We start from the raw sequence: 11,912 nt of genomic DNA on the forward strand, positions 1-11,912 counted from the left end.
TCAGCCCGCGTCGGGCACACCAAAGTCCAGCACCACTTTCATTGCCTGAGTCTTGTCCGCGGCCAATTCAAACGCCTGCACCGCGTCGCCAAACGGCACGGTGTGGGAGATCACCGGGCGCACATCCACGATGTGGCGATTGAGCAAGTCCACCGCCTGAGCGAATTCGCTGTGGAAGCGGAAGGTGCCGCGTAATTCAATCTCGCGACTGACCAGCACATTCAGTGGCAGCGACACATCACCCCCCAGCCCGACCGTCACCAGCACACCGCGCGGGGCGATGCACTCCAGGCCGTTGCGCAGGGCCTGGGCACTGCCGGAGACTTCGAACATGACATCGAAATAGCCCTTTTCAGCGCTGTAGCGCTTGAGCGCATCGTTGCCGTCAGCCAGGTTGTGCAGGCGCGAGGCGCCCATTTTTTCGGCGCAGGCGAGGGCGCTGGCGGACAGGTCAACGGCGACGATCTCAGCGGCACCGGCGGCGCGCAGGCTGCCGATCAGCAGGTTGCCGATCGGGCCGCAGCCGGTCACCAGTATGCGTTTGCCGAACACCGTGCCGGCGCGTTGGATCGCATGCAAACCCACCGACAACGGCTCGGCCAACGCACCTTCGGCGAGGCTGACGTGGTCGGCCAGGCGATGGGCCTGATGCGTCTCGATCACCAGGCTTTGGCGAAACGCGCCCTGGATATGCGGGAACGGCATGGCGCTGCCGTAGAAGCGCATGTTCAGGCAATGGTTGGGCAGGCCTTGATGGCAATACCGGCAACCGCCGCAAGGGCGCGATGGTGAAACGGCAATGCGTTGACCGACCTTGAACGAACCGGCGTCACTGCCCACGGCGTCGATCACCGCCGACACTTCGTGGCCGAGCACCATCGGCTCGCGCAGGCGCACGCTGCCGAAGCCGCCATGCTGGTAATAATGCACATCCGAACCGCAGATACCGCCACGGGCTATGCGTACGCGCAGTTGATCGGGCGCGAGGGTTTGCGGTTCATCCTGGGGATCGACCCGCAGGTCTTTCGAGGCGTGACAGACGATAGCGTGCATAAGGTTCTCCGGTTTACAGCGAGGCGGTGATGCCACCGTCGACATACAGGATATGGCCATTGACGAAGCTGGCTGCGTCACTGGCGAGGAAGACGGCGGCGCCGGCCAGTTCGGCCACCTCACCCCAGCGGCGGCTCGGCGTGCGCTGCACCAGCCAGTCGCTGAATTCGGGGTTGGCGACCAGCTGTGCATTCAGCTCGGTCTTGAAATAGCCGGGGCCAATGCCGTTGACCGTCAACCCATGGGGGCCCCAATCGATGGCCATGCCCTTGGTGAGCATTTTCAGTGCACCTTTGCTCGCCGCATACGGTGCGATGCCCGGACGGCCCAGTTCACTTTGCACCGAGCAGATATTAATGATGCGCCCACGTTTGCGCGCGATCATCGCCCGCGCCACGGCCTGGCCCACCAGGAAAGCGCTGTCGAGGTTGGTGCTGATCAGCTCGCGCCAGTGTTGCTCGCTGTAGTCTTCCAGCGGCCCACGGCGTTGCATGCCGGCGTTGTTGACGAGGATGTCCAGCGGGCCAAGGCGCTCTTCAATATCGGCGACGGCGGCGTGGATGGCCGCGCTGTCGGTGACATCAAACGCCTGGGTGTGCACCTCCAGGCCTTCCAGCGTCAATATGGCGGCCGCCTCCGCTAAGGTGCTGCGGTTGCGCCCGTTAAGCACCACTCGCGCACCGGCCTGGGCCAGGCCACGAGCGATGGCCAAGCCGATACCGGCGCTGGAGCCGGTGATCAGGGCAAGCCGACCGTCGAGGCGGAACGTTTCCAACACGTTTTGCATGGGGTTGTCTCTCCTGGCGCGCTTATGGTGATAAGCGTTTGATCCACTGGCGCTTACTTCATCCCAGTGTAGGGTGCAGGTCCAATGTTCATTTATGATCGCCTGATCAATATCGGTGATAACCAGGAGGGCGGATGGAGCTCAAGCACTTGCGCGCGTTTGTGGTACTGGCCCAGGAGCTGCATTTCGGGCGGGCGGCGGCTCAGTTGTCGATCGTGCAACCGGCGCTGAGTATGCAAATAAAACTGCTGGAAAGTGGCCTCGGCGTGCGCCTGCTGGACCGCAACCGCCACTCGGTGACGCTGACCGACGCGGGGCGGGTGTTTCTGCCGGAAGCCCAGGCCACCTTGCACCAGGCGGCGCGGGCGGCCGATACGGCACGCGCGTCCAACCGCGGCGAAATCGGGCGGGTGCGCTTGGGGTTTGTGTCTTCGGTGTTGCCACAGTTATTGCCCGAGTTAATCCGTGCGGTGCACCAGCGCTACCCGCGTATCGAACTGGAGCTCAAGGACATGCCCGGCCCTGATCAAGCGGCCGCCTTGAAGCATGGCCAGCTGGACTTCGGCCTGATGCGCCTGCCGGCGGCCCACCCCGGCGTGCACACCCGCGCGGTGCTGCGCGAGCATTTTTGCGTGGCGTTGCCCATCGATCATCCACTGGCGGCCCAGGATTTCATCCGGCCTGGCGACCTGCTCAAACTGCCGGTGTTTATCCTGGCACGGCGTTACGCGCCGGGGTTCTATGACGAGTTTATCCAGGCCCTGGGCATCCCGCTGGCGATCGCCAGCGAACTGGGCGAGTTCACCACCATGCTCGCACTGGTGTCCGCCGGGTTGGGCATCGGGGTGTTGCCGCAGCAGGCGGCGCGGGCGTTGCCTGCCAATTGCGTGTCGCGGCATTTGCAGCTGGGCGGCTTCCAGGCCAGTACCGGGTTGGCCTGGACCGAACTGGACAGTGCGGTGAAGAGCACCGTGTTCAATCTGATCGTGGAATTGTTTGGCGAGTGACATCGGCTACCCACCGGGGTGCTAAGCCGCGGCGGATTTCAACCGGTTTTTCCGTCGTTACCCACAGATGACGCCGGGGGCGTACCGGCTGCGGCAGTCGGGGTTGAGTTGACGTTCCACGCGCCGCCCAGCGCCGTATACAGGTTCACCTCGGCGACCAATTGGGCCAAGCGGTCGACGATCAGTGCCTGCTGTGAACTGAACAGCGAGCGCTGCGCATCAAGAAACGTCAGGTTGCTGTCGACGCCGCTGCGGTAGCGGTGTTGGGCCAGGTCGTAATAGGCCTGGTTGGCCGCGACGAAATCCCGTTGCGCCTGCAGTTGGTCATTGAACGTCTGGCGCGCGGCGAGGCCGTCGGCAACTTCCTGGAACGCGGTCTGGATGGATTTTTCGTACTGGGCCACCGTAATGTCTTTCTGCAATTTGGCGTAATCAAGGCTGGCACGCAGGCTGCCGGCGTTGAAGATCGGCAGATTGATTTGCGGTTGGAAGGTCCAGGTGCCGGTGCCGCCCTTGAACAATCCTGACAGTTCGGTGCTGGTGCTGCCGGCGTTGGCCGTGAGGGTGACCGACGGGAAAAACGCTGCGCGGGCCGCGCCGATATTGGCGTTGGCCGCTTGCAACTGGTACTCGGCCTGGAGGATATCCGGGCGCCGTTGCAACAGGTCGGACGGCAAGCCTGCGGGCACGCGTGCCACCAGGTCATCGGCCAGTGGCCGCGACGGCAGGTGCTCATCCACCGGGCCGCCAACCAGCAACGCAAGGTTGTTGAGGTCCTGGGCGACCTGGCGTTCATAACGGGCCACGCTGGCACGGGTACTTTCGACGGCCGTGCGGGCCTGTACCACGTCCAGCGCCGACGCCTTGCCCGCACTTTTGCTGCGGCTGGTCAGTTGCCAACTGTGATCGTTGGCCGTCAGGGTGTGCTGCGCCAGGGCCAGCAGCTCCTGGTCGGCGCGCCAGGTCAGGTAGGCGTTGGCGACATTGGCGACCAGGCTTAGCTGAGTGCTGCGCCGGGCTTCTTCGCTGCCCAGGTAGGTGAGCATCGCCTGCTCGCTGAGGCTGCGCACGCGGCCAAACAAATCCAGCTCATAGGCGCTGAGCCCTAACGTGGCCGAATAGTTGGAGGTGATCGCCGACTTGCCGGTGCCGGTTACACCGGCCGGCAACTTCTGGCGCTTGCCGGCACCTGTCGCGGACACCGCCGGGAACAGGTCCGCACGCTGGATGCGGTACTGGGCCTGGAACGCTTCCACATTCAGCGCGGCCACCCTGAGGTCACGGTTGTTGACCAGCGCGCTGCCAATCAACTGTTGCAGGGCCGGGTCGTGAAACAGTTGCTGCCAATCCGGCTTTACCGCTACGGCGTTGACCTGCGCCAGGCGGTAGACGCCGCCTTGGGGGTACTGCGCAGGGGTCGGCGCCGCAGGCCGTTGGTACTCGGGGATCAGCGAACAACCGCCGAGCATCCAGGCCATACCGACGCTGGTGAGTGTCCATTTGTTCATCAGGCGCCAACCATCCATTTGGCCAAACCATGCCGCCCACTCACGCCCAACTTGGCGGCGGCGCGCTTGAGGTAGGTTTCGATCGAGCTGTTTTTTACGCTGAGTTTTTCGGCTATCTGCGGCACGGTGCCGCCGGTCAACAGGCCCAGGCAAACTTCCTGCTCGCGCGCCGACAGGGTGATATCGCTGAGGGACAAACGCGTGTAGAACTCGCGCTGCAACTGCGATTGCTCGAGCAGATTCTGGGCCGGCTCGGACTCGGCGTGCGGCACCAGACGCAGCAGGTGTGCATGCCGCTCCATCAAGGGCAACAAGGTGTCCGACAAGCATTTGAGAAACGACAACTGCGCCAGGGAAAAGGCTGGCTGGGTGGGCGAGCGATAGAACGAAATCACACAGCGCCGGTTGCCCTGACGCGATACCAGATTGCACTGGTGCGAACTGCCACGCGGGTGCGCGCTGTTGGCATTGGCTTTCATCTGGATCAGCAGCGGGTCTTGCATGCGCAGCATTTCCCGCAACAGCGGATGATCATTCAGTGCATGCACGGTCTGCGGCGCAGACACGTCCTTTTGCAGCCCGGCGCTGCCGAGCAGCTTGATATCCAGCACGCTGTCGCGCAGTTCGTCCAGGGTCCATTCACTCAGGTCGACCAAGTGCATCGGTACCCATTTATCCACCAGCTGCAGCATGTTGGCGGCGAAGGTTTCCTGGCCGCTGTTTGAAATCAACTCGCCCATTTCTGCATAGAAATGCGGGCTCTGCGTGTCACCGATACTGCGGGTCAGACTCATAGCCATCTCATCCTTGATGTCGAAAACCGTCAACGGACGCCCTGGGTCTGTGTGGGGCGATCCGTACTTCTTGAACGTAACTCGGCGTTCGAGATTTCATTTAGCCATAGCGATTTATCCTACGTATGTAGCGGAAACGAGGGACACAACCTGCCATAAAATCCACGTCATTAATTCGACGCTTCTGACGGTGGATTCCGCCCACGAAAAGCCATGAACGAATTTTAGGATTGTTTAAATCATTGATATTTAAATAGAAATTAATTCAGCTAAATACGCTGGAGAAAACCGCAGCGGCCACATATAGCCAATTTCCTACAAGGCTTTAATCGTTCCAGCAGTGAACCATCAGCCAAGCCCGCTGCTGCCGCCTCGGATGTCCGGGTTTAGGGTGACAGACAGGTCCTGACCCCCATGCTCAAATCCGGCAATTTCGGCGTAATGGGCCCCTGCGCGGCCAGTGCCTGACCCCATGAGAAGGATCTTATGAAGCATTCCACCAGCCTGCCGCCCAGCTTCCCCCTGACTGCCGCCCAACAGGACATCTGGCTCGATCAACTGCGGGTGGGCAACTCGCCGCTGTACAACATTGGTGGGTATGTCGACTTCGCCGGCCCAATCGTGCCGGAGCTGATCCAGCGCGCCATCGAGCTGCTGGTGGCCAAGCACGATGCGTTGCGCACTCAACTGCACAGCGACGCGAACGGCTTGCCCCGGCAAACCTTCGCCGCCGCGTTGAAGGTGCAGGTGCCGCAGCATGATTTCTGCGCGTTGCCCGATCCGCAGGCTGCCGCCCAGGCCTTGATGCAAGCGCAAATGGCGCGGCCCTATGCCATGGCCGGTGAACCGCTGTTTCGCTTTTTCCTGGTCAAGCTCGACGACGATCATTACCGCCTTGGCACCCAGGCTCATCACCTGATCCTCGACGGCTGGGGCTTCGGCCAAATGCTGCAATCCCTGGCTCGCCTCTACACCGACCTCAATCAGGGGCGCGCACCGGAGCCGCATGCGCCGTCCTATATCGACTTTATCGACACCGACCAGCGCTACCTCCAATCCGCCCGTTATGCCCGCGACCGGGCTTACTGGCTGGACAAATACCAGGTATTGCCGGAGCCATTGTTGGCACCTCGGCACACTGCCCAGGCGCCGAGCAACACCCTGGTAGAACCGTTCCCGGTGGCACTGCTCAACCGCATGGAGCAAGTGGCCAACCGTTACCAGGCCTCGGCATTCCATGTGCTGCTGGCCGCGCTGTACGTGTATTTCACCCGCACCAGCCAGCGCGATGAGTGGGTGGTGGGGTTGCCGATTCTTAACCGTTCCAACGCGCGTTTTCGCTCCACCGTCGGGTTGTTTACCCAAGTCAGCGCGGTGCGGTTTCAGTTTGCTCAGCAACTGCCTTTCAGCGCACTCGTGCGTGGCGTGCGTGATCAGCTCAAGCAGGACTTTCGCCACCAGCGTTTCCCCTTGAGCGAAATGAACCGTGAGCTGGGCCTGCGCAGAGCCGATCGCGGCCAGCTGTTTGACCTGTCGGTGTCCTTCGAGCAAGACGACCATGACCTGCGTTACGGCCAGGTCCAGGCTCGTGCGATCAAGGTGTCCAACCACCATGAAGCATTGCCGATTGCCATCCACCTGCGCAGCAACCGTTACCAGGACACCGCGTGCCTGCATTGCGTATACAACGAGGCGTATTTCACGCACGACGAGGTACAGGCGTTGGCGCAGCGCTTCACGAGTCTGCTGGAACAGGGGTTGCAGAACACGGCGTTGACGGTCGCCGAGTTTTGCCTGGTGACGCCCGAAGAACAGGCCCAGTTGCAGCAGTGGAATGCCACTGCGCAGCCCAATGCCACACCGCAAACCCTGCACCGGCGCATTGAAGCGCAGGCCTTGCGCGCACCCGACGCGATCGCGGCGGTGTACCAGGGGCAGCAACTGACCTATGCCCAACTCGATCAGCAGGCCAATGCCCTGGCGCATCAACTGCTGGAACACGGCGTACAGCCGGATGATCGCGTGGTGATTGTGGCCCGACGTGGGCTGGACACCTTGGTCGGGCTGCTGGCCATCCTCAAGTCCGGCGCCTGTTATGTGCCGGTGGATCCGGCCCATCCCGCCGAACGCCTGAACTACCTGCTGCACGACAGCTCACCGGTGGCGGTGCTGACCCAGCATGACCTGCTGCCGCGCTTGCCCATGCTGGACGTGCCGGTGATCCGGCTGGACCAGCAAACCGGCGCCCTCAGTGACAGCCCGCGTGTGGTGGTCACACCGTCAAACCTTGCCTATGTGATCTACACCTCGGGCTCTACGGGGTTGCCCAAAGGTGTGATGGTCGAGCACCACTGCGTATCGAACCTGGTGGACTGGCACTGCCGGGCGTTCAACCTGCACGCGGGCAGCCACACCGCCAGCGTGGCCGGGTTCGGCTTTGATGCGATGGCCTGGGAAGTCTGGCCAGCACTGTGCGTGGGGGCCACGCTGCACCTGCCGCCAGCTCACGACGGCGGCGAAGACATTGACGCGCTGCTCGATTGGTGGCGTGCGCAGCCGCTGGACGTGTGCTTTCTGCCGACACCGGTGGCCGAGTACGCCTTCAGCCAGCGCCTGGAGCATCCGACCCTGCGCACCTTGCTGATCGGCGGCGACCGCTTGCGCACGTTCAGCCGGGCGCAGACCTTTGATGTGATCAATAACTACGGCCCCACCGAAGCCACCGTGGTCGCCACGTCCGGGCGTGTCGAGGTCGGCCGACCGCTGCATATCGGCGCGCCGGTCGCCAATGCCACGGTGTATTTACTGGATGAACAGCAACGGCCGGTGCCCATCGGTGTGGCGGGGGAGTTGTACGTCGGCGGTAAGGGCGTGGCGCGTGGTTATCTGAACCGCCCGGAACTGAGTGCCGAGCGCTTTGTGCACGACCCTTTCAACCCCGGCCGGATGTACCGCACCGGTGACCTGGCGCGCTGGATGCCCGATGGCACTCTCGAATACCTGGGCCGTAATGATGACCAGGTGAAAATTCGCGGCGTGCGTATTGAGTTGGGAGAAATCGAGGCCGCACTGGCCAGCCATCCTGCGGTCAAGGAAGCGGTGGTGCAGTATCGTGAAGGTCAACTGTTGGCCTGGTTCATTGCGCAGTACAGCGTCGACATCGAAGGGCTGCGCGCCCATCTGCAAGCGACGCTACCGGATTACATGCTGCCGGCCGCGTACGTGAAGCTGGAGGTGCTACCCCTGACCGCCAACGGCAAACTCGACCGCAAGGCCCTGCCAGCACCCACGCAGGCGGCGTTTGTCACGCGCTTGTTCGAGGCGCCGCGCGAGGGCGTGGAAACCCGACTGGCGCAGATCTGGGCCGAGCTGCTGCAGGTGCAGCCGATCGGGCGGCATGACCATTTCTTCGAGCTGGGCGGGCACTCGCTGTTGGCGGTGCAACTGGTACAGCGCATGCGTCAGGCAGGCTTGCATGCCGACGTGCAGGTGCTGTTCGGCCAGCCGACGCTCGCCGCGCTGGCAGCGGTCACCGGTGGCAGCGATGTGCACGTGCCTGCCAATCGGATTCCGCCGGGTTGTACCCAGATCACGGTCGATATGCTCGCACTCGCCGATCTCGACGCGCCCAGCCTTGAGTGCATCGTCGCCGGCATCCCCGGTGGCGCCGCCAACGTGCAGGAAATCTACCCGTTGGCGCCCTTGCAGGAAGGGTTGCTTTACCACCACATCACTGACGAGCGCGACCCCTACCAGCAACATGCGATGTTCAGCTTTGCGCGCCGCGAGCAATTGGACGCGTTTGCCCAGGCCTTGCAGCAGGTGATCAACCGCCACGATATCCTGCGCACCAGCCTGGTGTGGGACGCCCTTGAACAGCCGATGCAAGTGGTGTGGCGCGACGCCCGATTGCCGATTGGGCCGCTCAGTGAAGAGCATGCGCCGCTGGACTTGCGCCAAGCCCCGCTGATGGCGGTGGATTATGCCGAAGACCCGCACCACCAGCGCTGGCTCGCCAGGTTGCGCTTCCACCACCTGGTCAATGACGCCACGTCGATGACGGTGCTGGCGGACGAAATTCGCGCGCACATGCTGGGTCAACAGGCGCAGCTTGCGGCGTCGGTGCCGTATCGCAATGTGGTGGCGCAGAGCCGCTGCGCGGCGCGACAGGCCGCTCACGAGGCGTTCTTTCGCGAGCAATTGGCGACTGTCGACGAGCCGACCCTGGCCTTCGCTATGCAGGAACACCAGGTTGATCGGGCTGAGATCGAAGCCTTTGAATGCCCGATAAACGACGCCCTCAGCCAACGCCTGCGCGGCCAGGCGCGTGCCCTTGGGGTGAGCGCCGCGAGCCTGTTTCATTTGGCTTGGGCTCAGGTACTCAAACAGGTGTCAGGGCGTGACGACGTGGTGTTCGGTACTGTGCTGCTCGGCCGTTTGCAGGCGGGCGAAGGCGCCGACCGTGCCCTGGGCATGTTCATCAACACCTTACCGTTACGCCTGCGCCTGGCCGGGCAAAGCGTGGTCGACGCGCTGAGCGACACTCACACGCAGCTGAGCGCCTTGCTCGCGCATGAACAGGCGTCTCTGGCGCTTGCCCAGCGTTGCAGCAGCGCGTCACCGCTGTTCAACAGCTTGCTCAACTACCGACACGCCAGCGCCGACAGGGATTTCAAGCTGGTGCCGGGCGTCGCGTTGCTCAGCAGTGAAGCTATCCTCAGTTACCCGCTGATGGTCACGGTGATTGATGGTGCAAGCGGCTTTGACCTCAAGGTCATGGCGCCGCGCAAGGTCGGCGCCGAACGCCTCTGGGGTTATCTCGATACTGTGCTCAACGGGCTCGTGGACGCGCTTGAACACACGCCGAAAGCGCCCTTGCGCGAGGTGCCGGTGATACCTGGCAGTGAGTTACGCAGGCTATTGGTGGACTTCAACGCGACCGAAACCGACTACCCCGACAACCTCACCGTACACGCATTGTTCGAAGCGCATGCGCGGCAGATTCCACATGCCATCGCTGTGCAGGCCGGCACGCGGCAACTGACTTATCGCGAGCTCAACGAACGCGCCAATCAGTTGGCCTTCCACCTGCGCGAGCGTGGCGTGCAGCCCGATTCGCGGGTAGCGCTGTGTGTCGAGCGCGGCCTGGATCTGGTGGTAGGGTTGCTGGCGATCCTCAAGGCGGGCGGGGCCTATGTGCCACTGGACCCGGGCTACCCCCGCGAGCGCCTGCTTTACATGCTTGAAGACAGTCGCCCCGTGGCATTGCTGGTGCAGGCGGCTACCCGCGATCTGCCAGGCGACGTGTCGATCCCGGTGCTCGACTTCGACCGCTGTGCCTGGAGCCAGGCGCCGACCGGTAACCCATTGGTGCCAGGCTTGACCGTCGCCAACCTCGCCTATGTGATGTACACCTCCGGCTCCACAGGTACACCCAAGGGGGTGATGGTCGAGCATCGCGGCCTGGGCAACCTGATGCAGTGGGCTTCCCGGCTGTGCCCGAACGCCGAGGGCGGCGCGTTGCTGCAAAGGGCGCCGTTCAGCTTCGATGGCTCGGTGTGGGAGCTGTTCTGGCCGTTGACCAACGGCATGCGCCTGGTACTGGCGAGGCCTGATGGTCATCGCGACCCGGCCTACCTGGCACAGGTGATTCGTGAGCAGCACATCAGCGTGATTAAGTTTGTGCCCGCGATGTTGCAGCAGTTCCTCGAACTGGAGCAGTCGGCGCTCTGCACCAGCCTCACTGACGTTTTGTGCGGCGGCGGTGAACTCTCCGAAGCCTTGGCCCGTGGCGTACAGGCGCGCTTGCCCAACGTGCGATTGCACAACGTCTATGGCCCCACCGAAGCAACGGTGGACAGCAGCGCCTGGACCCTGGAGCCCGGTGCGCCGGTGCCCACCCGGCAACTGCCGATCGGGCGGGCGATCAGCAACACCCGTCTGTATGTGCTGGATGACAACGATGCTCCGGTGCCAATGGGCGTCAGCGGCCAATTGCATATTGGCGGGGTCGGCGTGGCTCGCGGCTACCTGGGGTTGGCCCAGATGACTGCCGAGCGTTTTATCGACAGCCCGTTCGTGGTCGGCGACCGTCTGTATCGCACCGGCGACCTGGTGCGTTACTTGCCGGACGGCAACCTGGAATTCCTCGGGCGCAATGACTTTCAAGTGAAGTTGCGCGGCGTGCGCCTGGAACTGGGTGAAATCGAGTCACGCCTTGCGGCGCACCCGGCGTTACGAGAGGTGGCGGTGTTGATTCGCGATGAGCGTTTGGTGGCGTATTTCTCCCTGCGCGGCCAAGCGCCGAGCGTGGAAGCCTTGCGCGCCCATGTGCTGAAGCAATTACCCGAATACATGGTGCCGGCGGCCTTTGTGCAGCTTGACGCATTACCCCTCAACCCCGCCGGCAAACTCGACCGCAAGGCACTGCCGGAGCCAGGCGTGGAGTCGGTGGTGAGTCGTGCGTATGAAGCACCGGTAGGCGAAGTGGAAACGTTGATGGCGGGTATCTGGGCCGACGTCTTGAAGTTGGAGCGGGTAGGGCGCCATGACCACTTCTTCGAACTGGGCGGGCATTCCTTGCTGGCGGTAAACCTGGTGGCGCGCCTGCGCAAGGCCGGGCTGGCGGTGGATGCGCGAACCCTGTTCAGTCAGCCGACACTGGCGCAGTTGGCCGCGTGCACGGTGGCGCAGGTGTCACGCGTAGAGGCGCCTCAAACCGCGATCCCCCAACTGAACCGCCGTCGCCGGATCTGAGGCCTGG

6 protein-coding genes are annotated in these 11,912 nt (G+C 63.1%); 2 read left to right on the forward strand and 4 right to left on the reverse strand.

Annotated features, from left to right (window positions below):
- Together JFT85_RS26285 and JFT85_RS26290 are read right to left on the reverse strand one after the other, a co-directional pair.
- A complete protein-coding gene (locus JFT85_RS26285; protein WP_073637855.1) occupies positions 1-1,053 on the reverse strand; it encodes an L-idonate 5-dehydrogenase in 1,053 nt (350 codons plus the stop codon).
- Between the two features lie 13 nt (positions 1,054-1,066).
- Positions 1,067-1,840, reverse strand: coding sequence for a glucose 1-dehydrogenase (locus JFT85_RS26290; protein ID WP_069551282.1), 774 nt, complete (start codon positions 1,838-1,840; stop codon positions 1,067-1,069).
- Between the two features lie 134 nt (positions 1,841-1,974).
- On the opposite strand from JFT85_RS26290, the gene JFT85_RS26295 reads away from it, so the two are divergent.
- On the forward strand, positions 1,975-2,847 hold the full coding sequence (locus JFT85_RS26295) for a LysR family transcriptional regulator (protein WP_073637853.1): 873 nt from the start codon (positions 1,975-1,977) through the stop codon (positions 2,845-2,847).
- Between the two features lie 38 nt (positions 2,848-2,885).
- Here JFT85_RS26295 and JFT85_RS26300 read toward each other — a convergent pair whose 3' ends face one another.
- Entirely contained in the window at positions 2,886-4,355 is a 1,470-nt protein-coding gene (locus JFT85_RS26300) for an efflux transporter outer membrane subunit (RefSeq protein ID WP_201230696.1), read from the reverse strand.
- Positions 4,355-5,149, reverse strand: coding sequence for a helix-turn-helix transcriptional regulator (locus tag JFT85_RS26305; protein ID WP_053257019.1), 795 nt, complete (start codon positions 5,147-5,149; stop codon positions 4,355-4,357). Before JFT85_RS26305 ends, JFT85_RS26300 begins: the two co-directional genes overlap by 1 nt.
- Before the next feature lie 486 nt (positions 5,150-5,635).
- On the opposite strand from JFT85_RS26305, the gene JFT85_RS26310 reads away from it, so the two are divergent.
- Positions 5,636-11,905 carry a non-ribosomal peptide synthetase gene (locus tag JFT85_RS26310; protein WP_201230697.1) on the forward strand — a complete coding sequence of 2,090 codons (6,270 nt, stop codon included), beginning with the start codon at positions 5,636-5,638 and terminating at the stop codon, positions 11,903-11,905.
- The last annotated feature ends 7 nt before the right edge of the window (positions 11,906-11,912 follow it).

The sequence above is a fragment of the Pseudomonas sp. TH04 genome (assembly GCF_016651355.1).
Lineage (GTDB): Bacteria > Pseudomonadota > Gammaproteobacteria > Pseudomonadales > Pseudomonadaceae > Aquipseudomonas > Aquipseudomonas fluorescens.

Excerpts from the sequence above, each read along its gene's own strand:
- JFT85_RS26285 (WP_073637855.1), bottom strand. The coding sequence starts at position 1,053 with ATGCACGCTATCGTCTGTCACGCCTCGAAAGACCTGCGGGTCGATCCC.
- JFT85_RS26290 (WP_069551282.1), bottom strand. The coding sequence starts at position 1,840 with ATGCAAAACGTGTTGGAAACGTTCCGCCTCGACGGTCGGCTTGCCCTG.
- JFT85_RS26295 (WP_073637853.1), top strand. The coding sequence starts at position 1,975 with ATGGAGCTCAAGCACTTGCGCGCGTTTGTGGTACTGGCCCAGGAGCTG.
- JFT85_RS26300 (WP_201230696.1), bottom strand. The coding sequence starts at position 4,355 with ATGAACAAATGGACACTCACCAGCGTCGGTATGGCCTGGATGCTCGGC.
- JFT85_RS26305 (WP_053257019.1), bottom strand. The coding sequence starts at position 5,149 with ATGAGTCTGACCCGCAGTATCGGTGACACGCAGAGCCCGCATTTCTAT.
- JFT85_RS26310 (WP_201230697.1), top strand. The coding sequence starts at position 5,636 with ATGAAGCATTCCACCAGCCTGCCGCCCAGCTTCCCCCTGACTGCCGCC.